At 52.7% G+C, this 26,535-nt stretch carries 19 protein-coding genes; 2 read left to right on the top strand and 17 right to left on the bottom strand.

The features are described 5' to 3' along the window. Positions 1-369: 369 nt before the first annotated feature. Together NSQ73_RS05670 and NSQ73_RS05665 are read right to left on the bottom strand one after the other, a co-directional pair. A complete protein-coding gene (locus NSQ73_RS05670; RefSeq protein WP_171720885.1) occupies positions 370-1,680 on the bottom strand; it encodes a replication-associated recombination protein A in 1,311 nt (436 codons plus the stop codon). A 186-nt stretch (positions 1,681-1,866) separates the two neighbouring features. Next, positions 1,867-2,148 carry a CD3324 family protein gene (locus NSQ73_RS05665; protein WP_039294537.1) on the bottom strand — a complete coding sequence of 94 codons (282 nt, stop codon included), beginning with the start codon at positions 2,146-2,148 and terminating at the stop codon, positions 1,867-1,869. Between the two features lie 602 nt (positions 2,149-2,750). Between NSQ73_RS05665 and NSQ73_RS05660 the strand changes: the two genes are divergently transcribed. Next, positions 2,751-4,766, top strand: coding sequence for a methyl-accepting chemotaxis protein (locus NSQ73_RS05660; protein WP_340985680.1), 2,016 nt, complete (start codon positions 2,751-2,753; stop codon positions 4,764-4,766). Between the two features lie 399 nt (positions 4,767-5,165). Here the strand turns inward: NSQ73_RS05660 and NSQ73_RS05655 are convergent, their stop codons facing one another. The 10 genes from NSQ73_RS05655 to NSQ73_RS05610 all read right to left on the bottom strand — a co-directional run bounded on the left by NSQ73_RS05655 (position 5,166) and on the right by NSQ73_RS05610 (position 18,487). Further along, on the bottom strand, positions 5,166-7,367 hold the full coding sequence (locus NSQ73_RS05655) for a HelD family protein (protein WP_340985679.1): 2,202 nt from the start codon (positions 7,365-7,367) through the stop codon (positions 5,166-5,168). A gap of 116 nt (positions 7,368-7,483) precedes the next feature. Then, complete coding sequence (locus NSQ73_RS05650; RefSeq protein ID WP_042139533.1) at positions 7,484-8,785, bottom strand: NCS2 family permease; 1,302 nt, start codon at positions 8,783-8,785, stop codon at positions 7,484-7,486. 234 nt (positions 8,786-9,019) lie between these two features. Next, the gene (locus NSQ73_RS05645) at positions 9,020-9,778 is read right to left on the bottom strand and encodes a tRNA threonylcarbamoyladenosine dehydratase (protein ID WP_340985678.1); all 759 of its coding nucleotides are present in this window, start codon (positions 9,776-9,778) and stop codon (positions 9,020-9,022) included. A 76-nt stretch (positions 9,779-9,854) separates the two neighbouring features. After that, positions 9,855-11,633 carry an aspartate--tRNA ligase gene (gene aspS / locus NSQ73_RS05640; RefSeq protein ID WP_042139534.1) on the bottom strand — a complete coding sequence of 593 codons (1,779 nt, stop codon included), beginning with the start codon at positions 11,631-11,633 and terminating at the stop codon, positions 9,855-9,857. A gap of 77 nt (positions 11,634-11,710) precedes the next feature. Beyond that, a complete protein-coding gene (hisS, locus tag NSQ73_RS05635; protein WP_340985677.1) occupies positions 11,711-12,964 on the bottom strand; it encodes a histidine--tRNA ligase in 1,254 nt (417 codons plus the stop codon). 1,388 nt (positions 12,965-14,352) lie between these two features. Beyond that, entirely contained in the window at positions 14,353-14,799 is a 447-nt protein-coding gene (locus NSQ73_RS05630; protein WP_039294513.1) for a hypothetical protein, read from the bottom strand. Positions 14,800-14,832: 33 nt separating this feature from the next. Then, positions 14,833-15,339 carry a type 1 glutamine amidotransferase domain-containing protein gene (locus NSQ73_RS05625; protein ID WP_340985676.1) on the bottom strand — a complete coding sequence of 169 codons (507 nt, stop codon included), beginning with the start codon at positions 15,337-15,339 and terminating at the stop codon, positions 14,833-14,835. 162 nt (positions 15,340-15,501) lie between these two features. Beyond that, entirely contained in the window at positions 15,502-15,657 is a 156-nt protein-coding gene (locus NSQ73_RS05620) for a hypothetical protein (RefSeq protein ID WP_156118723.1), read from the bottom strand. Between the two features lie 168 nt (positions 15,658-15,825). Then, the gene (gene dtd, locus NSQ73_RS05615) at positions 15,826-16,269 is read right to left on the bottom strand and encodes a D-aminoacyl-tRNA deacylase (protein ID WP_340985675.1); all 444 of its coding nucleotides are present in this window, start codon (positions 16,267-16,269) and stop codon (positions 15,826-15,828) included. A 37-nt stretch (positions 16,270-16,306) separates the two neighbouring features. Next, a complete protein-coding gene (locus NSQ73_RS05610) occupies positions 16,307-18,487 on the bottom strand; it encodes a RelA/SpoT family protein (RefSeq protein ID WP_171720877.1) in 2,181 nt (726 codons plus the stop codon). 308 nt (positions 18,488-18,795) lie between these two features. Here NSQ73_RS05610 and uraA point away from each other — a divergent pair, with 308 nt between their 5' ends. Further along, entirely contained in the window at positions 18,796-20,106 is a 1,311-nt protein-coding gene (gene uraA / locus NSQ73_RS05605) for a uracil permease (RefSeq protein WP_171720876.1), read from the top strand. Between the two features lie 106 nt (positions 20,107-20,212). Here uraA and NSQ73_RS05600 read toward each other — a convergent pair whose 3' ends face one another. The 5 genes from NSQ73_RS05600 to secD form a co-directional block, all read right to left on the bottom strand. Continuing rightward, complete coding sequence (locus tag NSQ73_RS05600) at positions 20,213-20,731, bottom strand: adenine phosphoribosyltransferase (RefSeq protein WP_039294499.1); 519 nt, start codon at positions 20,729-20,731, stop codon at positions 20,213-20,215. 88 nt (positions 20,732-20,819) lie between these two features. Beyond that, a complete protein-coding gene (gene recJ / locus NSQ73_RS05595; RefSeq protein ID WP_340985673.1) occupies positions 20,820-23,222 on the bottom strand; it encodes a single-stranded-DNA-specific exonuclease RecJ in 2,403 nt (800 codons plus the stop codon). A gap of 29 nt (positions 23,223-23,251) precedes the next feature. After that, positions 23,252-24,214, bottom strand: coding sequence for a cation diffusion facilitator family transporter (locus NSQ73_RS05590; protein ID WP_340985672.1), 963 nt, complete (start codon positions 24,212-24,214; stop codon positions 23,252-23,254). A 120-nt stretch (positions 24,215-24,334) separates the two neighbouring features. After that, positions 24,335-25,237: a protein translocase subunit SecF gene (secF, locus tag NSQ73_RS05585; protein ID WP_340985671.1), complete on the bottom strand. Its 903-nt coding sequence runs from the start codon at positions 25,235-25,237 to the stop codon at positions 24,335-24,337. Then, complete coding sequence (gene secD / locus NSQ73_RS05580; RefSeq protein WP_039294486.1) at positions 25,227-26,480, bottom strand: protein translocase subunit SecD; 1,254 nt, start codon at positions 26,478-26,480, stop codon at positions 25,227-25,229. The genes secF and secD overlap by 11 nt, the downstream gene beginning before the upstream one ends. Between the last annotated feature and the right edge of the window lie 55 nt (positions 26,481-26,535).

Genomic DNA, 26,535 nt, shown 5'->3' with positions numbered 1-26,535 from the left:
CGATCGGGTGACTCACGCGCAGATACCTCCCCAGCGTCCATTGAAGACATTTCATAAGACATTCTATTCAGTACACTCCATCCTCCACCCCCACTTACAAATTAAGGAAATAATCTCCCTATCTACACATATACCACATAAAGTAATTTAATTCTATATATTTACAATTATATCCACCGAAAACAGACTCGTTTTGTCAAAAAATTTCCATTTTTATCATATTTGCCGTTTCATCAACCGAAAAAAACGCCTAACGTGCTTCAGGTGCACGCGGATACGCAAGCAAAAGACCACCGCAGTTGAGTGCATGCGGTGGTCTCGCTTTACTTCTCTTCCTTAATTGGTCTTCCCATGCATCTGAGTGGAGCGCTATTGCCCGCGACGCAGCTGCTGGTTATGGCGGATCTTCGCCTCGTTGCCCTGCTCGGTCGCCTGATAGAACACCCTCCGGGAGATCGCCTTCGGAAGATAGTCCTGCTTCACATAATGGCCGGGGAAATTATGGGGATACTGGTATCCCTCATGTCCCAGCTGGGCTGCGCCTTTATAATGCGTATCCCGCAAATGCAGCGGCACCTCAGCCGACTTCAGATCCTCCAGGCTATCCATGACGTTCGCGATTGCCATCACCACGCCGTTTGATTTCGGGCTCTCCACCGCAAACAGGATTGCCTGCGCGATATTCAGCTTCGCCTCCGGCCAGCCGTTGTTGCGGTAGGCATCCAGCGCACTGACAGCCTGAACCATCGCCTGCGGGTTAGCCAGGCCGATATCCTCGCTGCTCGCGGCGATCAGACGGCGGATGAAGGTCATCGGGTCCATGCCGAGCTTCTCCACGGCGTAGAGGAACCAGAACAGGGCGGCGTCGCTGGAGCCGCGGATGCTTTTGTGAAAAGCGGACAGCACATCATACTGCGTAGACTCGTCCGCTTTGACAATCGGCCGGCGGATCGACTCCTCCGCCACCTCCAGCGTGATATGCACGCTGCCGTCACTCTCCGGGGCAGTGGTCATCGCCGCCAGCTCCAGCGCGTTCAAGGCGCGGCGGATATCGCCGTTAGCCATCGTGGCGATATGCTGCAGCGCGTCCTCATCCGCCTTCAGATCCATGAACCCCAGGCCCCGCTGCTCATCGGCGAGCGCCCGCTTCATGGCAATCAGGCTATGCTCACTGGTCAGGGACTCCAGCTGGAACAGCGTGGAGCGGCTCATAAGCGCCCCGTTCACATAATGGAACGGATTCTCCGTCGTGGCGCCGATGAAGGTAATCGTCCCCTTCTCCACTGCCGGCAGCAGCGCATCCTGGCGGGAGCTGTTGAAGCGGTGAACCTCGTCCAGAAACAGAATGGTCTTCGAGCCGTACAGCGCCTTGTTGCTCTGGGCGCGTTCAATAACCTCGCGGACATCCTTGACCGAGGCTTCCACCGCGTTCAGCCGGACAAATTCACCTTGGGTATGATGCGATATGATATGAGCCAAGGTTGTTTTGCCGCAGCCCGGAGGCCCGTACAGCAAGATGGAAGACACCTGATCGGCCTCAATGGCCCTGCGCAGCAGCTTGCCGCGGCCTACAATATGCTCCTGTCCAATATATTCATCGAGATTCACGGGCCGCATCCGGTCTGCAAGCAGCCGTCCGCTCCCGTTCCCGTTATCCTCACCCAGCGAGAATAGATCCATAACTCCACTTCCTTGCTAGTAATCTGGTATTTCGCTATTTCTTCGATAGAAAGAACTGGCTGCCTTCTATCATACCATACCCGCAGCTTTCATTAAAAAGAGCATGACCTCGCCATCACCGGCGGGAGCATGCTCTTTGTTCTATTCTTAGAACTTATATGTTTGGGGTTGTTTCAAATATTCAGGCTAGCTGTTCAGCGCCAGCCTCATTTTTGAAATGATTTTGCGGATACTTTCTTCGGATAAATGATATCTCTTCTGCAGCTCGTTCACCGAGCAGCCGCTGCTGTGACTACAGAAGATCTCTTCATTGCGGTTCGCAATTTCTTGCCGGGAGCCGCTGTTCTCGCCCCATCGTACCCGCTCTTCCGTCTTCTTCGGGATGTATAGCAATTCACCCTGGATGTAGCCCTGTAGCTCTTCGAGCAATCCCGGGGGGAGCACATCCTTTCCATTTACGTAACTCACGTTCTGGTTCCTCCTTCAACAGGTGTGTTCCGTTAAGTCCGATCACTGCGCTGTTCTTGATAATCATGCCACCTGCCTCCTTTCTTCTCCTCAAATTTGGTAAATAACCTAAATTCATTATATTAAACCCTGCGGTCAGCGTCTACATTCATTGTTTATCAGTAATCTATCAGTAGTTTGTCAGTGTACTTCTATATATTTTAGCTAAGCCTGAAATATATAGACGCTATCTATACATAAGGAGGCCTCGCGGCCTCCCCTTAAACAGGCTTCCGTCTTAGACGGAAACCACCTCGTATTCTGAAAACATTGCCATCAGCCTCCTTCCAGAAGTAATCTTGCCCGGCCGGACACTTATTATTAAGCCACAGGTATCCGCGGGTTACAAGTTCAAGAATAGTTATAATCGTTCTCCACCTTGAGCTCACGTTAATCATAACTTTCAGGAGGAATGCATAGCGGTAATTTTAGCCAAAAAAATTTTGACGAAAAACTAATTTTTTAGTCGATTAGTGTCGAAATATATATTAAATTATCTATTTACTTCGAGATATGGAAATTAATTTAACCCCATCCATTCAGAAATTCAGGAGGAACCTTCTATGACAACCCCACGGAATCCTTTAAAGCGTGTATTTCACATCACCAAGCTCAGAACGGAACTCATGCTGCTAATCATCATAGCCATTGTGCTCCCCTCCCTTGCCCTGGTTGTCATATCCACGGAAACCTCAGAGTCGGCCCTGCGCTCCAAGATGGAAGAGACCACAAACTCAAGCATTCATATTCTCGATAAAACCCTTTCGCAATTAATCCAGCTGGAGAGCGCAGGTGTGAATGAGCTTGCTTACCAGATTAGTGCCGCCGATCTCACCAGCGATACTGCAAAAGTACGCAGCCTGATCGACAAATTCAAGCTGGAGCATCCTGAAGTGGATATCGTAGCCCTGGGCAACGATGAAGGTAAATACATGTTCGCTCCGGATTCAGAGCAGCAGAATTATGATCCCCGCATCCGGGACTGGTACATAGACGCTCTAAAGTCACCGGAGACCACATCGGTTATTGATCCGATTTTCTCCAAAGTGACGAACAGCTACATTCTGCCGGTTTCCAGGGCTTTTCCGGACGGTAAGGGTGCCGTTACCATCAGCATCAGCATGAACGAGCTTATGGAGCTGACCAAAAATGTCAGTCTGGGCGACAGTGGTTATGTATATATTCTAGACGGCAATAACAAGGTGATCTATCACCCCACCATGGAGGTGGCTTCTGAAGCAACAAGCCAGATGCTGGCTGAAATGGGCAAAGGCCCGGCAGGCAAAATCTCCTACAAGGACGATACAGCCAATACACAAATGGACGGCTTCTACATTACGAACGAGCTGACCGGATTCAAAATGGCCGGTGTGCTGCCGGAGAATGAATACACCAAGGCTGTATACCCGATTCTGTACAAGTCAGGTATCGTGCTTGTCGTCTCTCTGCTGCTTGCTTCGATCGTAACCTTCCTTATCATCCGCCGCATTACCGGCGCTGTGGAACGCTTGAACCGTTCGGCCAAACGGGTAAGCGAGGGTTATCTGGATGAGTCTGTGGAAACGAACCGCAAGGATGAGATCGGTCAGCTTGCCGGCAATTATAATGCGATGGTGTCTTCCCTGCGCAAAATGGTTCAGGAGGTCGCTGAAACGTCAGGCCACCTGGCGGCAGCCAGTGAACAGCTGACAGCCAGCACCGGCGAGAACAGCAAAGCGGTCGAATATGTGACTGAGCTGGTAGAGGAATCCACCCGTGGTGTGGAAACCCAGGCTTATGCTTCCGCCGAAGTGGCTATAACGATGGATGAAATGTCAACCGGCATTCAAAAAATCGCCTCCGCCTCAGAGATGATAGTAGGCGCCGCAGTACAGACGGAACAGGATGTCTCCACCGGCAGCGCCAAGATGCAGCATGTCGGAGAACAGATGAAGACGATCCGCGAATCCGTACATCAGTCCGGCAGTCTGATCGCCGAGCTCAACGGCTTAAGCGCCAAGGTGGCGGAGACCAGCACGGCCATCTCTGCTATTGCCAAGCAGACCAATCTCCTGTCGCTGAATGCCGGCATTGAAGCTGCACGGGCCGGAGAACATGGCAGAGGCTTCGCTGTAGTCGCCGGTGAAGTGCGCAAGCTGTCCGAAGCTTCCAATGTCAGTGCAGGACAAATCCAGGAGACCATCTCTGAGATGGTGGACCTGATTGCCAGCGCCTATGATGTGATGCGGCATAAAGTGGTTGGAGATGTGGAGCAAGGAATGGCGCTTACACAGGAAGCCAGCGAGGCCTTCCACCAGATCGAGCAGTCCACCCGGCATGTAGGCGAGCAAATCCATGAAGTATCCGCGATTACCGAGCAAATGTCGGCCAGCAGCGCAGAAGTAGCAGCGTCTGTTCAGGAGATGGCCAAGATCGCCCAGGCCGCGCTGGAATCCTTCCAGAGTGTAACAGCGGCGACAGAAGAGCAGCTTGCTTCCATGGAGGAGATCACTTCATCCTCCGCTGCGCTCTCCGCCATGGCATCGGACATGCAGGGACAGGTGGAACGGTTTCACTTCGAGCCGAAGGGCAAGGCTTAAGAACTTCCGGCGTAATGAGGGGCACTAATGCTCCTCATTTGCTCATTTGGCCCGCTTCCAGTGAATTCAGGGGCACTAATGCCCCTCATTTGCTCATTTGGCCCGCAAAAAGAAACCTCTCCTTTGAAATGGTTGATACATTTCACCAAAGAGAGGTTTCTTTTTTGCATTTTTTAAGAATGCATATACGTTTCTAATTAAATAGCGGATCGGACGGGACGACCCGCGGAAAAGCGTTAGCGGTCGCCTTATGTCCGGATTTTCACCGCTAAGGGAAAACAAAAAAATCTGGACCGGGGAGCGATTGGAACAACGTTCCGTTTGCGGATTGTTCTCACCAAGCGCAACCCTTTATCCCATTCCAAAACAGGGCTGCCCTTACCCAAGATAATGTAAACCTTAATTCCCTTCGGGTACCGGCCAGCCGGAGACCGTTTCGTCTCCAAGCAGCTGTACGTAATGCGGAAGACCGCCGTCATGCAATAGCCATAGCTCATGCAGGGCACGTGTACAGCCTACATACATCAGCTTGGCATCCCAGGCTGCTCCTCCGTAGTGCGCACTGTCCGCATCCGCCAGGATGACAGCATCGAACTCCAGTCCCTTGGACAAATATACGGGCAGTACGGACAAGCCGCCGCGGTATTCGGTGATGCTGCCGTCAATGAGATGAATATCCTCGAACTGTCCGGCAAGCTCAGCGTACAGCTCAGCGGCTTCCCGCAGGCTGCGGGTCAATACAGCCACTGTGCGGTATTCGCGCCCGGAGAGCGACGACAGGGCGCTCCTGACAGCGCTGAGCCGCTGGTTGCCGCCTGTAGCCGGTTCCGGCTGCGCATCCTCATAGGAAATCAGCCGCACGGGATTACCGCTGCGGAAGACCGGCACGGCCAGCAGCGCGCTGCCGACGCCGGCGGACAGAATCCCGTTGGCGAATTCAATAATCTCCATCGTTGAACGGTAGCTGCGGGTAAGCGCATGATACGCTGTATACTCCCCGGCAAACAGCGACTGCATCTCATTCCACTCATGTACCCCTTTGTAGGCATGAATCCCCTGGGATAAGTCACCCAGAATGGTGAAGGAATGGCCCTTCACATACAGATCCAGCACGGCAATCTGGAACGGGGAGAAATCCTGCGCTTCGTCAATAACAATATGATCGAAGCGTTCGGTCCCCTCATTGCCGTTCAAAAGATAATGAATATAGAGCAGCGGCGGAAGATCCTCTTCCCGCAAAATGCCTTTCTTCAGCTCTTTCACCGTTTCCTTCAGTACTGCCTGCGGAATTTCTTCCGGCGCCTCAGCCGGCCAGTCCTCCGGAGTCTTCGCCGCACGGAATATCTGCTTGTAGATGGCCAGCGGCTCATATTTCGGCCACTTGGCGCTATACGCCTTCTCGCGCGCCGCACCTTTTTTCTTGCGGTCCTTCAGCGCAGCGGCCGACGGGCTCTTCTTCAGCTCCATCTCGATCCAGCGGTGAATCCGCGCCATCACGCGTTCCTTGCGTTTGGCCGGCGGATACGGAGCGTATTCTTCATTATGCCAGCGCAGAATCATCGAGCGGCGCAGCACAGCCCCGTCCCACGGGCTGAAATCTCCTTCAGGCACGGCGCTGGTCTCCAGCAGCTTAATGCTGGATTCAATGACACTCATCAGCACCGTGGAGCCTTTGAAGCGTCCCGGGGTCTCTTCTGTAATGACAGGCATCGCTCCTGCTGTTTCGAACCAGCGGTTCATCGTTTCCGAAGCGTCCTGCTCCGGCAAAGTCACACCCAGCACACCCGCCGCCCAGTCCGGGAAGGTGCTCTGGGCAATATTGCCGACACCGAGCTCCGGCAGCACATCTGAAATATAATCCAGGAACATCCGGTTCGGAGCGAAAATAATCATTTTCTCCGCCGAGACCTGATCCTTGTATTGATACAATAAAAAAGCCAGCCGGTGCAGCGCGACGGTGGTTTTACCGCTTCCCGCCACCCCTTGAATAATCAGCGCCGTGTTCTTCGCTGCCCGGATAATCTTGTCCTGCTCCTCCTGGATCGTCGAGACGATATCACGCAGCCGGTTGTCCTTGTTCTCACCCAGCCGGTACACCAGGAATTCATCCGACACCGCCGGCGCATCACTGTCGCGGTTATACGTATCCGCAACCCGCTCCAGAATCTGCTTGCGGATGACCACGTTGCGTTTGAGGTAGACGAGCCCTTCAATCAGCCCTTCCGGTGCTTCATAGGAGGCCGCTTCTGTCCCTCCTGTAAACGAATAGAACAGGCTTGCCACCGGTGCCCGCCAGTCAATGACCAGCGGACGGTCGCTTACCTGCTCACGGTCTACGCCGATTTTACCAATATAAAGTGCCTTGCGTTCTTCCTCGTCATTGCCCTGAAAATCAAGCCGTCCGAAATAAGGCTCCTGCCTAAGCTTGGCAAGATCTTTGCGCCTCTGTTCCCTGGAGTCCTCCAGCACTTGTTCCGTATACTCGTGTCCCGTGTACACCGGAGTGCTGCGCAACCGCTCAAGGGTAGAGTCAATCTCTATAAGCGCATGGTTCAGCCTGTCTTCTTCCTCTTGATAGGCACTTTGAAAGTTGTCTTCCAATTTCAGTTACCTCCTAAAAGTGATGTGAGCAGTACATCATATCACAAGAGGACAGGGAAAGCCATATATTTCAAACTGCCGTATAGAACGGCTCACCTGCCCTATATAAGGCGCATTTAGCCCATCAGCGCATGGAGCACAAAGTTCGCTACGAACAGCCCGGCAATGCCGTACAGCGCCGGCGGGACATCCTTGCCTTTGCCTGTAGCCAGCTTCACAACCGGGTAAGTGATGAAACCAAACGCCATCCCGTCCACGATGCTGTAGGTGAATGGAATCATCACCATAATCAGAAACGCGGGGAAGAGCTCCGTCATGTCGCTGAGATCCATCTCGCGCACACTCTGGACCATCAGTCCGCCGATCACGATCAGAATCGGCGCAATTGCGCTGTCCGGAACATAAGCCAGCAGCGGAATGAACAGGAACGTTGCCCCGAACAAGAGACCGGTGACGAGTGAGGTTAAGCCGGAGCGTCCGCCGGCAGCGATCCCGGCTGTAGATTCGGCAGCGGCTACTACGGGACTGCTGCCGAACAGACCTGCTGCGATGTTGGCGATGGACAGCGCCCGCAGACTGCTTTTGAAGCGTTCCGGACGGCCTATCATCAGTGTCTGGGAGGAGATCAGGCCGATGTTCTCGAAGACAACGATCAGCAGCAGCAGGAATACGGCAATCCAGAAGACGAGGCTGATGAAGCCGCTCCATTGCATACTGGCGAACACATCGCCATATCCGCTGAATACATGTCCGGATTCGGTATTCTCAGGCGCATGAGCCGCTCCCAGCAGGTAGGCCAGGCCTGTCCCCGCCAGCATGCTGATCAGCAGGCCGCCGCGCGTGCCGCGGATGAACAGGACCAGGGCGAGCAGCAGCGTCACCACCGAGGTAATGACCGCAGGATCGCTGAAATGCCCGATGGCGACAAATGTCGTGGCATGGGCAATGACAATCCCGCTTTTTTGCAGGCCGATAAACGTCAGAAACAGACCGATTCCGACAGTTATCGCATGCTGCAGATTATGGGGTATGGCATCACTCAGTATGCGGTAGAGCGAAGTGAACGCTACAATGGCAAACAGCACACCCGTCACCACAACAACGGCCAGCGCCTCACGCCAATCCAGCTTCATAGAATGTACCAATGTATAGGTGAAAAAGGCATTGATGCCCATGCCCGGGACGACGATAATCGGCGTTTTGCCGCCAAAAGCCATTAGCAGACAGCCTGTAATTGCTGTCAGCAGGGTGGCCACCATTCCCGCCCGCAGCGGCATGCCTGCATCATGCAGAATCGCTGCATTGACCATAACAATATATACCGAAGCGAAATACGATAGGATGCCTGCCGCCCACTCCCGTTTCCAGTTGTCGCCCGGCGCAAGTCCCACGCTATCCCGCCAAAAATTCGATTTCATCCAAAAACCTCCACTAGAGAACGTGAACTTAAGAATGTTATCCAAGAAGCTGCAATAATGCCGCAGCCCACTGCTCCATCTTAAGTTTTCTTATATTATGATGTTAAGTTCCGCTGGCTATTACCCGGCTTGTCTGGTCTGTAATCAGCCATCTCCCCCGTTATGCTGCTCCAGGCAGCAATAAAAGGGCATGCAGCGGGAATCAGCTGCACGCCCTTGAATCCTGTCAAACCCTCATTCAAACGTGATGCCGCCGGTTTCCAGCAAATCACGTACCGTAACACTGACCATAATCAGACCGACTACAGGAGGCACGAAGGACGTACTGGCCGGAGGCTGCTTCGCCTTACGCCGGTCCGGCGCATTGGCGGGAACAATCTGCTCGGTGACATCCTCACGCGGCTTCACAGGCTTTTCGGTTGAAAATACTACCTTAACGCCTTTCTTGATCCCTTCCTTGCGCAGCTTTGTGCGGATCACCCGCGCAATCGGGTCCATACTCGTCTTGGAAATATCGGCCACCTGGAAACGGGTCGGGTCCATCTTATTCGCCGCTCCCATGCTGGAGATCATCGGGATCTTCCGGGTCAGACATTCCTTGATCAGATGAATTTTGTAGATAATTGTATCCGAAGCATCAATGACATAATCCGGCTTGTATTTGAACAGCTCCTCATAAGTCTCTTCGGTGTAGAACATGTTTAATGCAATCGCTTCGCAATCCGGGTTGATCAGCTTGACGCGGTCCACCATCAGATCGGTTTTGTTCTGGCCGATGGTCGTCGTCAGCGCGTGGATCTGGCGGTTGATATTGGTAATATCGACCGAATCCTTATCAATCAGGATAATGCGTCCGATACCGGTACGGGCGAGGGCCTCTACAGCCATCGCGCCCACTCCGCCAATCCCCAGCACAGCCACTGTGCTGTTCTTCATGATCTCGAGACCTTCCGGTCCGATCGCCAGTTCCGTACGCGAGAACTGATTCAGCATGATGTCAGCCTCCTTATGCAGGCCTGCGGGGTATAGCCGCTTAAGTCTGCGCTATGCCCCGTCAGCCATTTATGTTTTATTTCTTTTCTTTTTCCGGTTTTGGCGCCAGTTTGATATGCAGCTGCTCAAGCTGTATAGCATCTACCGGGGACGGAGCGTCCATCAGCAGGTCGGTTGCACTTGCGGTCTTAGGGAAGGCAATGGTTTCACGCAGGTTCGTGCGTCCGGCCAGCAGCATGATCAGACGGTCGAAGCCGAAGGCAATCCCGCCGTGCGGAGGTGTGCCGTATTCGAAGGCATCCATCAGGTAGCCGAATTTCTCATACGCGAGTTCCTGTGTGAAGCCGAGAGCTTCGAACATTTTCTCCTGAACCTCACGTTTGTAGATACGCTGGGAGCCGCCGCCCACCTCGTAGCCGTTAAGCACGATGTCATAAGCCTGCGCGCGGATCGCACCCGGATCTGTATCGAAGAGATGCAGGTCTTCATCCATCGGGCGTGTGAACGGATGATGCTCTGCCATGTAGCGCTTCTGGTCTTCGTCATAGCTGAGCAGCGGGAATTCTGTAACCCAGGCGAATTTGAACACACTGTCATCGATCAGGCCAAGCTGGCGGCCGATCTTCAGGCGGAGTGCGCCGAGTACATCCGCAACGACCTTCTTAGTGTCAGCGGAGAAGAGCAGAAGGTCGCCTTCTTCAGCACCCGTGCGTTCCTTCACGGCGGCAATTTCCTCTTCGGAGAAGAACTTCACAATCGGGCCTTTGAACTCGCCGTCTTTCACTTGAATCCAGGCCAGGCCCTTGGCGCCGTAACGTGCAGCATAAGGTCCGAGATCATCAATTTCCTTACGGGTCCAGGTGCCGCAGCCCTTGGCGTTAAGGCATTTCACTTCTCCGCCCTTCTCGATCACGGAGGCGAACACCTTCACACCGCTGGAAGCAACGATATCATTCATCTCTACCAGCTCCAGGCCAAACCGCAGGTCAGGCTTGTCCGAGCCGTATTTGCCGATAGCTTCAGCATAGGTCAGCCGCTGGAACGGAGTGGCAACCTCGACACCAATCGTTTCCTTCAGCAGGCGCTGCATCAGGGTCTCCATCATGGACAGCAATTCATCCTGCGGCATGAAGGACGTCTCGATGTCGAACTGGGTGAATTCCGGCTGGCGGTCTGCACGCAGATCCTCATCGCGGAAACAGCGTGCCATCTGGTAATAACGCTCGATACCGCCGACCATCAGCAGCTGCTTGTAGATCTGCGGAGACTGCGGAAGCGCGAAGAATTCCCCTTCATGCACACGGCTTGGCACGAGATAATCACGTGCGCCTTCCGGTGAGCTTTTGGTCAGAATCGGAGTTTCCACATCGATGAAGCCTTCGCTGTCCAGGAAGTCACGGAAGATCTTGGCCGCTTTCGAACGGAGCAGCAGCGTCTTGTGCATTTCCGGACGGCGCAGATCCAGGTAACGGTATTTCATCCGCAGCGATTCATCCACTTCCACACCGTCTTCGATGAAGAACGGAGGCGTCTTGGCAGCATTCAGTACTTCAATATCTGTAATCTGCACTTCAATCTCGCCGGTCGGCAGGTTGCGGTTGATGGTTTCATCGTCCCGTTTAACCACTTTACCCGTTACGGCAAGCACGTATTCACTGCGCACCTTATCGGCAATCTGCAGCGCTTCTCCGGAATAGTCGGGGTTGAATACGATCTGTACAATTCCTGTGCGGTCGCGCAGGTCAATAAACAGTACGCCCCCAAGGTCACGGCGGGTCTGTACCCAACCGTTCAGTGTTACTGTCTCGCCGATGCTCGCCGTTGTTAATTGTCCACAGTTATGGCTTCTGGTCATCTTTTATCCTACCCCTTCATTGTTAAAATCACATATACTGACTGCAGCTTACTTGCGGATACATCCATACTTAAATCCTAATTCAGCGCCTGCGCCAGCTCTTCCAGCTTAACGGTCCGCTGCTCGCCGGTTTCCATCGACTTCAGGGCGATAACGCCGCTGCTGAGCTCATCTTCGCCAAGAATCGCCGTATACCGGGCCGACATGCGGTCCGCCGACTTCATCTGTGCCTTCATCTTCCGCCCCAGGTAATCGCGTTCTGCGGAGAAGCCCAGGCTGCGCAGATGGAACAGCTGCTTCGTGATCTCCAGATCTGCGGCTTCACCGAGTGCGACAAAGTACACATCCAGCGGCTTCACTGCTTCCAGCTCTACCCCCTGATTCTCCAGAATCAGCAGAATACGCTCAAGGCCGATCCCGAAACCGATACCCGGCTGATCCGGTCCGCCGATCTCTTCCACCAGGCCGTTATACCGGCCGCCGCCGCCCACCGTGTCGATGGAGCCGATGCCTGCCGCTTTATACTCAAACGCTGTATGCGTGTAATAATCCAGACCGCGTACCAGGCGGGGGTTAATGCTGTACTCCACGCCCATCACGTCCAAATGGCCTTTTACCTTGGCAAAATGCTCTGTGCACTCCTCATCCAGACTGTCCAGAATAGACGGGGCCCCGCCGAATTTATCCTGATCGACCTTGCAGTCCAGCACGCGCAGCGGGTTGCGTTCCATCCGGCGCTGGCAGTCGCTGCACAGGCTCTCTCTCATCGGTCTCAGGAAATCCAGCAGCTTCTCCCGGTACGCCGCGCGGCTAGGCGCGTTACCCACGGAATTCAGCTCCACTCTGACATCCTTCAGCCCCAGATCAAGATAGAACTGGTACCCGAGCGAAATCACTTCCGCATCGATTGCCGGGTCCACTGCACCGAAGGCTTCAATACCGAATTGGTGGAACTGGCGGTATCTGCCTGCCTGCGGACGTTCGTAGCGGAACATCGGGCCGATATAATACAGCTTGCTGACATCCGGCTCACCATAGAGCTTGTTCTGCACGTACGCCCGTACGACGCCTGCAGTCCCTTCGGGACGCAGTGCCAGATCGCGGTCGCCTTTGTCCTTGAAGGTATACATTTCCCCTTCTACAATATCCGTTGTCTCGCCTACACCACGCTCAAACAGCCCGGTGTGCTCGAACAGCGGTGTGCGGATCTCCCGGTAGTTGAAGCGGCGGCAGAGATCTCTTGCTTTGCCCTCAACGTACTGCCATTTCTCCACTGCACCCGGAAGCACATCCTGCGTACCGGTTGGTTTCTCGAATCTTTCTTTAGCCACAGCCTATCCCTCCTGAAAATAACCCCTCTTACTCCTCATGGAACCCATTGTCTCTGCTTCTAAAAACAACAAAAAATCCCCCGCCCTGTTTAATTACAAACAGGGACGAGGGATTATCATAACCAATAATTCACCCGTGGTACCACCCACATTCCGGACTTAAGCAGCTGCGCTGCTCCAAATCCGCTCTAAGCGGTTAACGCCCGCCTACGCGCAATCGGCTACTGACTCTAAGGCAACCTGCTGCTGCCTGCTTTCGCCGTGCGTTCTCGGGGAGGTCATTCATCCGTTCATCAACAGAATCCTTACAGCCGTGCGGATCAGGTGTTGCCGTCCTTATCTTGGACAGCCGCCGGATCAGCGGGATTCCTCTCTGGGGTTGTGGGTTACGGATTACTTGGTCCCGTCATCAAAACAATATAACATACCGTATATTGTTAGATTCTACTGAACCACTGCGCTAAAGTCAAGGAATGAATTGAATTGAGTATCCCGGCCCGCAGCCAGGGTGAATCAGCCGGAGCTGTGCAAGCGCACATGGCCTGCGCAAGAACTGGGCGCGGCTCCTCAGGATTACCTGCCAGCCAGGAGGACAGAGATTCCGCTATTTGAACAAATCCAGCAAAATCGCGGGGCAAGCGGACTGAGATTCCGTTATGTGTCCAGAGATGCCTCATTTCGAGCTGGAATGAACAAGATAACGGAATCTCAGTCCGTTTCATCCTCTAGCGTAAGCTTTTATGGAAAATAAGGGCTTCTCAGTCCGCTTCACGGTCCGCTAGACGATCCGCTTCACGGTCTGCTTCACGCTACCGATTACTGACGCCCTTCGGCTCCAAGCATACCCGCTACAGCCGCAATAAGTCACAAATCCCCTCTAAAATCCCCACACAAAACGGGGCTTTGGCGTAGATAGATGACTCAGGTACTTTGCGGGGACCCGAAACATGTAGATTCTGATATTGTAAACAAGTGGAAACAGTTTTGCTGTCCTTGTATAAGGACGGAACCGTTTCAGCGAGAAATAGAAGGATAATTTATAGCGCGAAGCATGTAAATTCTTAGATTTCAAAAAAATGACCTGCAGCCGATTGCTGCAGGTCCATCATCATATATTATAAAAAAGGGGGTCATGCTTCTATTATAAACACGCTATATTAAGGAATCATGAATGTAATATTACAGTTGCATTACAGAAAAGAAAGCGTTTTATTGAGTGGTCCATGCCTGTGTCTAAACCCTACACAACAGGTTACACTACAACCCTATTCCCTGTCTAGAGAATTCATGCAGTTTCCGCTGCCCTGCGGGTAAATAAACAGCTCCAGCCTCTCCCTGAGGGAGGACTGGAGCTGAATTGGTTATCCGGACTAAGCAGGGCCTCCTGCTTAATCAAAAATCTCCACATAAGCCTGTTTGCCGCGCAGAACCTCCACAACCTCATTGTAGTGATTCTCGGCCACTTTGAGATCCATGACGTAATGCAGGTTCTCCAGATCGCTGTTTTTCAAATCAGAGCCGCTGTGAACCTCTCCCGCCGTACGTTCATCATCTGTCCGGCCCAGATCATCATCAACAGTAACTCCAGGCACAATAGCTGCTCCGGTAAGCGGCCCTGTCGCGCCCCCTGCTGCGTAGACCCCTCCGGCAGCTGTAGCCGAAGTATTGTAGGGAGCCAGCGGAATCAGAATATTGCGGCGGTTGTTTCCGCCCGTATCCAGAGGATCTGTCAGCGCCGACACTTCAATTCCTTCCACACCGTATGGAATCAGTGCAGTCTTGGCACCTTCCGCTGCATCTTCCGTGCTGAAATAGGCTTGGATTCTTTTAGTCATTGTCAATCCCTCCCAGTGGTTTGTTTAAATGTATTACAACACCTTAAGCAGCTCACGCACAAATGCGGGCTCATCCTTGGGTGTGCGTGAAGTAATATAATTGCCGTCCACGACGACCTCTTCATCCTTGAATTCCGCACCGGCATTGATGAGATCATCCTTCAGCGGCGGATAGGAGGTAAGCGTGCGGCCTTGTACCAGATTGGCACTGATCAGAATCTGCGGCCCGTGACAGATGGCTGCTATAGGCTTGCCGGCACTGTCCGCATCTTTTACAAATTGCAGGATATCCTGGTCAAGACGAAGGTTCTCCGGCGAAGATCCGCCCGGGATGACTACAGCATCATAATCTCCGGCTTTTACCTCGCTGACCGCTTTGTCGGCGGCATAAGACACGCTGCCTTTTTTACCGAGCAGGGTCTCATTTTTCTTCAGACCAATAATCTCTGCCTGATGTCCTGCCTGCAGTACTTCTTCATAAGGCACCTTCATTTCGGAATCTTCAAAACCATTAGCGAGCAGAAATGCTACTTTACTCATTGAGATTAATTTCTCCTCTCTACGCTATTCTGTTCTCGTCATTCTATTACCCGCATTCCCCGGCTTTCTAACGAGCCCTCACAGGTTTCGCGAATTCCCGCCGGCTAAACACCATTTGTACGCTCCAAAAAACACAGAAATAAGCCGCCTTCCCCGCACTCATTACGTTCGCGGCAGAAGATTTCGGCTTGTTCCCTTCAGCACCTGCAGATCCCTCTGCTCCCCGGCCCCCCTTGCCGTTGCGGAAGCTTCTGTCATCGACCCCGCCGTATGGCCCTGTATACTGTTCCATATCCATGCTTTCTGTGATTGTCTCATGCTACTGACTCCCCGCAACTTGTGAATATAATTCGTTCATCACTAGTTTATCCAGCAGGGCAGTCCGCTATCCTATATCAAAAAAGACCCCACAACGTGGAGTCCTCACATCAAGCTGTAAAATTAGACCGGCATATTAAGCCCGCTCTGCTGCGCCTCATTCAAGGCCTATCCCCGGCTGTCCAGCAGCAGGGTAACCGGTCCCCAGTTCGTCAGGGAGACGTCCATCATCGCTCCAAAAATACCGGTCTCCACCTGAAGCCCGCCTCTGCGCAGCTCCTGGTTGAAGTAGTCGTAGAGCCGCTCGGCCTCTGCCGGAGCCGCGGCAGCCATGAAATTGGGCCGCCGGCCTTTGCGGCAGTCCCCGTACAGGGTGAACTGGGACACGGACAGGACGCTGCCTCCGGCATCCGTTACGCTGAAGTTCATTTTACCGGCGTCATCCTCAAAAATCCGCAGTCCGGCTACCTTGTCAGCCAAATACTTGGCATCCTTCTCCGTATCCTCATGGGTTACGCCGACCAGCAGCATCAGGCCCTCCCCAATTGCTCCGGTCACTGTTCCGTCCACCGTAACACTCGCATCCCTGCAGCGTTGTACAACCACTCTCATACCATCCTTCAGCTCCTTGCCTTGTTGCCTTCAAGCCTTATTGCATAATGCGGTTAACTGTATATACATCCTTCACACGCTTGACCTTATCCACTACTGACTGCAGATGATCGGTGTTGCGGATCAGAATCGTCATATGAATCATCGCCATCTTGTTCTTGTCAGAGCGTCCCGTAACCGCCGAGATATTGGTCTTGCTCTCCGACACCGCCTGCAGCACTTCATTCAGCAGTCCGTTGCGGTCATGGCCCGTAATCTCAATATCGACGCTATAGTTGGCCTCCATGCTGCCTTCCCATTCCACTTCGATGACACGGGCTGATTCCTCCCCGTCCCCTTCACCCGGAATGTTCGGACAATCCTCACGGTGCACGGATACGCCGCGTCCGCGGGTTACATAACCGATAATATCGTCGCCCGGCACGGGATTACAACATCGTGCGAAGCGTACAAGCAGATTATCAATCCCTTTGACACGCACACCGTTGGTCGGCTGATTGCGCTTCTCCCCGCTGGATTTGATCTCCTTCATCTCAGAAGTCAGCTCCAGATGACCGGCAGCATCTTCCTGGTCCTTACGCAGCTTCTCGGTCAGCTTGGAGGCAATCTGCGCGGCTGTAATCCCGCCAAAGCCTACTGCGGAGAGCATATCCTCTACATCATTAAAGGCGAATTTCTTCGCCGCTTCTGACAATTTATCTTCCGTCAGCCAGTCAGAGATCTCCACGTTCAGGCGCTTCAGCTCGCGTTCGATCGCTTCACGGCCCTTTTCAACGTTCTCTTCCCGCTTCTCCTTCTTGAACCATTGCTTAATCTTGCTGCGTGCATGTGAAGACTGGGCAATCTTCAGCCAGTCACGGCTCGGCCCGTACGAGTTCTTCGAGGTCAGGATCTCCACGATATCCCCGGTCTTCAGCTTATGGTCGAGCGGTACGATGCGCCCGTTGACCTTGGAGCCGATCGTCCGGTTGCCGACCTCTGTATGGATGCGGAACGCGAAGTCAAGCGGCACAGAGCCTGCAGGCAGCTCTACAACCTCACCCTTAGGCGTGAACACGAAGACGAGGTCGGAGAAAAAGTCCATTTTGAGCGACTCCACGAATTCCTCCGCATCCTTGGCTTCATGCTGCAGCTCCAGAATCTCGCGGAAGAATGGCATCCGGTTCTCCGGATTCACATTGTTGCTGCTGCCTTCCTTATACGCCCAATGCGCGGCTATCCCGAATTCGGCAGTGCGGTGCATCTCCCAGGTACGGATCTGCACTTCAGTAGGCTCCCCGCCGGGACCCACTACCGTTGTATGCAAAGACTGATACATATTCGCTTTGGGCATGGCGATATAATCCTTGAACCGGCCAGGCATCGGCTTCCAAAGAGTATGGATAATTCCTAAGGTAGCATAACAATCCTTAATATTGTCGACGATAATGCGGATGGCCAGCAGGTCATAAATTTCGTTGAACTGCTTGTTCTTGGTGCTCATCTTGTTATAGACACTGTAAATATGCTTCGGGCGTCCCGAAAGATCGCCTTCGATGCCCATTTCATCCAGCTTGGCGCGGATCCGCCCGATAACGCTGTCGATAAACTGCTCACGTTCTGCCCGTTTCTTGTGTACAAGATTGGCAATCCGGTAGTACTGCTGCGGATTCAGATAACGGAGGGCAATATCCTCCATCTCCCATTTAATCGCAGAGATCCCCAAACGGTCTGCAATGGGACAAAAAATCTCCAGAGTCTCATAGGAAATACGGCGCTGGCTCTCTTCCGACTGGTACTTGAGCGTGCGCATATTATGCAGACGGTCCGCCAGCTTGATCACAATGACCCGGATATCCTGAGCCATAGCGATGAACATTTTGCGGTAATTCTCGTTCTGCTGCTCTTCCTTGGAGCGGAACCGGATGCGTTCCAGCTTGGTCAGACCATCCACCAGCATTGCGCAGGTATCGCCAAATTTCGCGCGGATCTGGTCCAGTGACACCGTCGTATCTTCTACAACATCATGTAACAGCGCTGCAATAATAGATATAACATCCATTTGCATATTGACGACAATATCTGCGACCGCCAGCGGATGCAGAATGTATGGCTCCCCCGATTTCCGAACCTGCCCGTGATGAGCCTGATCGGCAAACTCATAAGCTTCCCGGATGCGGAGAAGATCTTTTTCTTTTATATAGGCGCCGGCCTTTTCGGTTAATTGCTCTATGCCCATTCTCGTCGTATCCGTTTCCCTTCTATAATAAAATGAACCCGCAAGCCGTGCAGAATTTGCAGGTTCCATATGTTCCAAACTGCACTACGCACAGATTAAAGTTGTCTATAATTATGACGCTTACGGAGGATTACGTCAACACTTGCCATAGCGTGGTATTCCTGTAAGGGAAAGGGACAAGAAAAGACAATTTTGTGGCGCGCGCAAAAATGTTGTTGTAAAAAGGCGCCGATCTATTTAATCTAGTAAAGGCGGTTTTTTAGCGCCAGGCTTACATCAAATTAGATCAGAAAGAGAAGTGAACTCCATTGCAACGCGAAATTCAAGTTAACGAAAGACTCCCTTGGGGCCCGGGTTTCCTCCTGAGTCTTCAGCATTTGTTCGCCATGTTCGGCAGCACAGTGCTTGTTCCCAACCTGTTCGGGGTAGATCCCGGCATGATCCTGCTGATGAATGGTATCGGCACATTGCTTTACATTTGGATCTGCCGCGGCAAAATCCCCGCATATCTTGGCTCAAGCTTTGCTTTTATTTCGCCGGTACTTATGGTCCTGGCTAAACACACAGACGATCATGAGCATGGATATTCGCTTGCACTTGGCGCATTTATTGTTACCGGTGTTATTTTTATTCTAGTCGCTTTGATCGTTCGTTATGCGGGCACCGGCTGGATTAATGTCGTATTCCCTCCGGCGGTTATGGGCGCTATCGTAGCCACCATCGGACTGGAGCTCGTTCCTGTTGCAGCACGTATGGCCGGACTGATCGCTCCTGAAGGTGTGGCCGTCACAGACTGGATTCCGGATGGCAAAGCTATTACCTTGTCCATGGTCACGCTTGGCGTTACCGTACTCGGCTCCGTGTTATTCCGCGGCTTCCCCAAAATCATTCATATCCTCATCGGTATCGTTACCGGTTATGTACTCGCTTATATCCTGGGCCAGGTAAATACTGGTGCTATCTCTGAAGCCCATTTCCTGTCCCATCCAACGATTATCACCCCATCTTTCGAATGGTCGGTAATTTTCACAATCATCCCTGTATCGCTTGTTGTTATCGTTGAGCATATCGGCCACCTGCTGGTTACCAGCAACATTGTCGGCAAAGACCTGACCAAGGATCCCGGACTGGACCGCTCACTGATGGGTAACGGGATTTCCACGGTACTCTCAGGATTCCTGGGCTCCACCCCGAATACCACTTATGGTGAAAATATCGGCGTTATGGCGCTTACCAAAGTCTACTCGGTATACGTAATCGGCGGCGCTGCAGTGATCGCTATCCTGCTCTCGTTCTCCGGAACGTTCTCGTCGGTCATTGCCAATATCCCGCAGCCGGTCATGGGCGGTGTCTCACTACTGCTGTTCGGTGTAATTGCCGCATCGGGCCTGCGTATTTTCGTAGAGCAGAAGGTCGATTTCTCCAAAGCCACCAACATGATTCTGGCTACTCTGGTACTGGTGGTAGGTATTAGCGGCATCACATTAACGGTTGGCGGTGTACAGCTGAAAGGGATGGCATTGGCGACTATCGTCGGTATGCTTCTCTCCTTGCTCTTCAAGCTGTTTGAAGTTCTTGGCTTGTCCAATGAACAGGAAACAGAGAAATCCGCTCATTAAGCCTCTTACCATTTACCACGTTCAACCTATAATACAAAAAGCGGACTGCTGTCTTAAATCGACAGCAGTCCGCTTTATATTTCCCGGGAAAAGTTGTCCGGGCGAATTAATCCTCGTAAGTCAACAGGGTAACCACTTCAATATCCGACAGCTTATTGCGTCCGGCCAGAGCCGTTAGCTCAATCAGGAAGGCAGCGCCGACAACCTGTCCGCCAAGCTGTTCCACCAGGCTTACCGAAGTAGCGATCGTGCCGCCGGTAGCGAGCAGATCATCGGCAATCAGAACCTTCTGTCCCGGCTGGATAGCATCCGTGTGTACAGCAAGGGTATCTTTGCCGTATTCCAGATCGTATCCCACTTCAATCGTCTCGTAAGGAAGCTTGCCGCTTTTGCGGATGGGCACGAAGCCAACGCCCAGTGCGTACGCCAGCGGTGCGCCTACTACAAAACCGCGCGCTTCCGGTCCGGCAATGACATCAATCTCCAGATGGGCAACGAGAGCCTTAAGCTCATCAATAGCCGCACGGTACTTGGCCCCGTCTTTAAGCAGGGTAGTAATATCCTTAAAGCTGATTCCCGGCTGCGGGAAATCCGGAATCACACGAATACTGTCTTTGAAATCCAAAAGTATCATCTCCTAAAAGTTATGAGGATAGGTTATCCTCACCTGAATTCTCTGTAAAAGCTCTTACTCCGAAAACACACTACACCCGTTACGAGGCGCCTAACCGGCGTGACAGCATGAATTCCTGCAGTTCGCCGCGGCTGCCCTCCATGAAATACTGCTCCATTTCAGCAGTCTTGCCCAGCCTGATGAAGTGCTCTGACGCCGTCAGGCTCTTGGCGGCAGGCTGCGTGACAAAGGTAATGCTGCCGCCGCTGCGTTCAATGAAATCAAGCTCAGCGAACACATCAAGCATCCTGCCCAGCATGCGCACACCCAGTGCAGACTGGCGGCTGAGCCGCAGCAGTACTTCATGCTCGGGGGTTGCGGTTGCTGCGATCGAGGCGATCAATTTATATAATGACTTGAAATGATCCCGCGTAGGAACCTGCAACCGGTCACGGCCGTCGCGGATCGAATGCAGCAGGGCAATATTCTCTGCGCGGGGAAACGCAGTGAACAGTGCTTCCAGCTGCTCCGGCGTTTCCGGCATATCCAGCAGACAGAGCAGTGTGATCTCTGCTTCGTCATTCCCCGGCTCACCCTGGTGCAGCGGTGAAATTCCGGCATCCTCATCGTAGACCCACAGCGACATGCCCTTCAGCTCGCGCAGTGGAGATCTGCGGCTGTTCTGAAATACCGCCGCTGTCTTAACCGGACTGCTGCCGTTGTACGAACGGAGCAGCTCCTGAATATGCGCTGCCTGCTTAACCGCATCGGCAGCACCGCGCAGGTCGAACAGCTGCGCGGCAGGCACTGCAAGATCCTGCAGCATCAGCTGAGGCTTGCGTGAGCCGTTCCATTCATTCACCGACAGCTCCGCCAGTACATCAATGATTGTACCATCAGGCAGCAGATCAGCCAGCGATCCCTTGCCGAAGGCCACCGCTTCGATCGTCACCTTATCCTGCTGCAGGACAAGCCTCAGATGTTTGCCTTCCTGACCCATCTTGCGGGTCTCCTTCACAGCAGCTCCGCGCAGAATGAATCTCGGCAGCGGGTTAGCCATCCCGAAAGGGGCAAGCCGCTCCAGTTCAAGCGCAGCCTGGAGTGACAAATCAGCAATAGAGACCTCACCGTCTGCAGCCGTCACGGCTACAAAGTCCTCTGGTGTCAGGATAGATGCAGCATATGCATTAAGCGCTGCATCAAAGTCTTCAAGCTTGTCCTGCGGCAGGCTCATTCCGGCCGCAGCCGGATGCCCGCCGAAATGGTCCATCAATCCGGCACATGAAGACAAGGCCGCATAGATATCCAGCCCGGGGATCGAGCGGGCAGAGCCTTTGCACATCCCTGTATCCGGGTAAATATCCAGAATAATAACCGGACGATAATATTTTTCCAGCAGCTTAGAGGCCACAATCCCGACAACACCGACATTCCAGCCCTGCTCAGCCAGCACAATAATATCCGGAAGCCCGGTTTGACTGATTCTCTGCTCCAGCTTGGCCGTAGCTTCCCCTACAATTCTCTCCACGACCAGTTGACGTTCTTTATTCAGGAGGTCAAGCTCACCGGCAAATTGTTCTGCCTCTTCAGCATCTGCGGTAGTGAGCAGTGTGACCGCCCGGCCTGCATGATCCAGCCTTCCGCTGGCATTAATCCGCGGCGCCATGCCGAAGGCAATATTAACAGCGCTTACGGTGCTCATCGTAATTCCGCTGACTGAGAGCAGCGCCCGGATTCCCGGAAACGGCGAATTCCGCATGCTGGTTAGCCCCCGGCGCACTAGACTCCGGTTCTCCCCAAGCAGCGGCATCAGATCCGCAACCGTACCGATCGCGGCTATCTCACACCATTCTTCAGGAACTCCGCTGCCAAGAAGAGCCTCGGCCAGCTTGTAGGCTACACCCACTCCGGCCAGCCCCTTGAAAGGATACGGGCAGTCCGGCAGTTTCGGATTAATGAGTGCATAAGCCTCAGGCAGCAGCTCCGGCGGCTCATGATGATCTGTGACTATGACATCAATGCCCAGCTCTGAAGCGTAGGCAATCTGATCGTAGGCACTGATACCAGTATCCACAGTAATAACGAGAGATACTCCCTGCTGCAGCGCCCAGTCGAGCGCATGATTATGCAGACCGTAGCCTTCATTGGAACGATGGGGGATATAAATGTCAAAAGAAGCGCCCAGATGACGCAGAAGAAAGATCATCAGCGCAGTACTGGATACCCCGTCTGCATCATAATCGCCATACACCAGAATATGTTCTTCATCTTGCAATGCCTTTCGAATCCGTGGCACAGCCTCGGCCATTCCTTTGAGCAGGAATGGATCATGACTATCCTCCGCTCCGCCATCCATGAATACCAGCGCCTTATCGGCAGTATCCATGCCTCTTTGCACGAGCAGTGAGGACAGAAGCGGAGAAATAGAAAGGCTCCGGGCCAGTTCCCGGTTTTTCTCGGGATCGGCTGCCGGAGATTGCCATCTTGTTTTTGAATGAAGCAATACAGCTCACCTTTCTCTCACCTTGCAGACTACTGAAGCAGCGTGGGAATATCATTATCCACGAGCTCATGGTTGCTTTTATAGGGATAACCCGGGTCATACGGCACCACATCCATTTGAACCTCGCCTACATGAACGAACCGGTGCTGCAGCAGCTTCCGGGCGCATTCCGAGATATCCTGGGCTTCCATCACGCTAATCCGCGGATTTACGCTGATCTTGACATGAAGATTCACATAACTGCCTTCCTCCATTGCCTTGAGCTGCTCCACCCGGATGACTCCATGCACACGCTGGACGGTCTCAATGAAGCTGGCGGCCTCTTCGGAAGGAAGCTCCTGTATCTTTTTGCTGTAGACAGAGGAAATAATCAGAGAATAGCCTTTGCGGATAACCAGACATCCGGTCAGCAGTGCGGCAATCGGGTCCATATAGAGCATAGGATGCCAATTGAAATACCCGCCAGTCATGGCCAGAGCAATACCTATAAATACGGTTATGGAAGTATATAGACTGAAACGGTGGGTATCCGCATACGCGGCATGACTGCCATCGTTCTTTTTTTTATAATAACGGTATTGATATTGAAAGATAGCCTCTTTGAACACAATGCAAATCAAGACGGTTACAAGTGCCGACTGCCCAGGTGCCGATAAATGTCCCCGGGTTAAATCACGAATGGCCGAGAAAGCAATCTGCAGCCCGCCCATAAGAATAAGCACAGAAAAAAGAATGGCCGCCATCGGCTCTTTATTTCGTTGACCGGCCCGGCTGCCCGATGATGCTGCATACTTGTGACTCTGCTTCGAGTTCCACGGAATAACCCCTGCCAGCTTGGCGGCGGCATCTGCTCCGGAATAGATGGCATCCCCCATCAATGCTTTGCTGCCTGAAAGATAACCGAAGGCGCCTTTGGCCAGAGCCAGCCCAACATCACTGAGGATTCCGGTCCAGGCAACGGTGTCTCTTGCAGCTAATTGTTTGTCATTCATAACGAGGCCCTCCTTACCACTAGCAAGTAATCTCATGATGATGAAACCAGCTAAGATGCTGATCCAAAGATTCCGAAAAGCCGCGTCGCTTGTGACACGGCTTTCCGGGAAACTTAAGTTTTAGGCTTTGGCCGGGTTGCTCTTTACCGGTGTCTTCTGGCGTTTCTTGAGCAGCAGCCAGAGCGGGCTTGCAATAAAGATCGAAGAATAGGCTCCGAAGAGCAAACCGATTACCATGGCAAGCGAGAACATTTTGATCGACTCTCCGCCCATAATCAGCAGGAAGAATGCGGCAATAAATACCGTAAAGGCTGTATACAGGGAGCGCATAAGGGTCTGGGACACACTCTTATTGACCAGGGACTTAAGATCCTCATACGACTTCTGTTTACCGAACCGCAGGTTCTCGCGGATCCGGTCGAAGATAACGATTGTATCATTGATGGAATAACCGATTATGGTCAGCACCGCGACAATGAAGGTTATGTCTACCTCCAGACGGAAGATGGAGAAGACCGCTACAACCATAAATGCATCATGGAGCAGCGCCACGATGGATGCCAGTGCGAACCGCCATTCAAAACGGATACTCACATAAATAATAATCCCGATACTGGACAGAAGCACCGAATAGATCGCATTGCGGGCCAATTCCTTAGCCATCTCTGTATCTACTGTGTTGACTTCGAAAGATGCCTGATCGTCAATCTTGGTAATTGCCGTTTTCAGGGTTTCACTCTGAGTATCATCCAGCTCTTCATCGTAGCGGATGTTAACCCGCTGATCCCCGATGGTAATGGTAGGATCATGACCAATCCCGGCTTCATCTAACGCCGGCTGCAGCTGAGCCAGCGTGATGCTCTTGGAGAGGGCGACGTCCACGTTGGACCCGGCCTTGAAATCAACGCTGTAATTCAGGCCGAAGGTCGCCAGAAAGACCAGACCAGCCACCGTAATGGCGATGGAGAAGATATAGAAAAACTTGCTTAAATGTACGAAATCAAGCTCTTTCTTAAAGCGCACTGATGTCACTCTCCTTTACCCCAAATTGCTTCGGCTTTTTGAGTGCGCCGGCTTTAACCAGCACTGTCAGCAGCCAGTGGGCAAAATAAAGGTTTGTTACAATACTAAGTACAATTTCCACGATCAGAATCAGCGCGAAGCCTTTAACCGCACCTGTACCGAAGGCGAACATGACAGCCGCTACAATGATCGTAGTGACATTCGCGTCCATAACGGTACGGAATGAAGTTTTGTTACCTGCTTTGACGGAAGACAAAATACTCTTACCGCTGCGCATTTCTTCCCTAATCCGTTCATTGGTAATGATATTGGCATCGACCGCCATCCCTATACCGAGAATGAACGCGGCAATACCGGGAAGGGTCAAGGTAAAATCGGCTATAACGAACACCAGAATCAGCAGCCAGGTATGAAGAATCAGCGCAAAGCTGGCCAGTACACCCGGAAGACGATACATAAACATCATGAAGACCAGAATGATCAGGGAACCTACAATACCTGCTTTAACCGTTTGATCAAGAGACTGTTTACCAAGTGTTGCCCCTACGCTCTGGGAATACTTCTCCGTAAGCTTCAGCGGCAATGCACCGAGATTGATCGTATCTGCAATCTCACGGGCCTCATCCAGTGTATATCCCCCGGATATGGAAGCTTTACCATCGGTCAGGACTGCCCTAACATACGGAGGCTCGGACAACAATGTCTCATCCAGATAAATGGCGAGCTGCTTACCCAGCAGACGCTCGGTAATTTCCGCAAATTTATCTTTGTCCTTAATAGAGATGCTGATCTCCGGACGGTTGAGGTTATCGCGTTGCACGTCTGCCGCGCCTTCAACAAAATCACTGCCTACCAGTTCAATCTTGCTGAAGACTCCGGGTGCATCACCATCAGCGGCACTGCGGAAGGTCAGAACTGCCGGTTCTTTCATTTTCTTGCGGACCTCGGCTTCGTCAGTAACGCCCGCAATCTTCAGACGGATGCGGTCCGTACCTTCGGTTGTAACCTCAGGCTCGCTTGTTCCGAGTGCATTCGCCCGTTTCTCCAGGCTCTCCGCTGTTTTTTGCAGCGAAGCACGGGTCAGGGTTCCTCCCGTATCCATAGGCTCGGCGTGGTACAGAATCTCAAATCCGCCCTTCAGGTCAAGACCTAGACGGACCTTGTCCAGCAGCCCGGGAGTTGTAAATCCCATGACGCCGGTTAGAACGACCACGGTGATGATAAAGCTCAACATTCTCTTCATGCTCTAGCTAGTTCCCCTTTCATTACTCAATATTCCTATTATAGCTACGTGCGAA

Origin of the sequence: Paenibacillus sp. FSL R10-2736, assembly GCF_038000245.1 — a bacterium.
In the GTDB taxonomy this organism is placed as follows: domain Bacteria; phylum Bacillota; class Bacilli; order Paenibacillales; family Paenibacillaceae; genus Paenibacillus_AQ; species Paenibacillus_AQ phytohabitans.
This window is presented reverse-complemented; position numbering and strand designations above follow the sequence as displayed.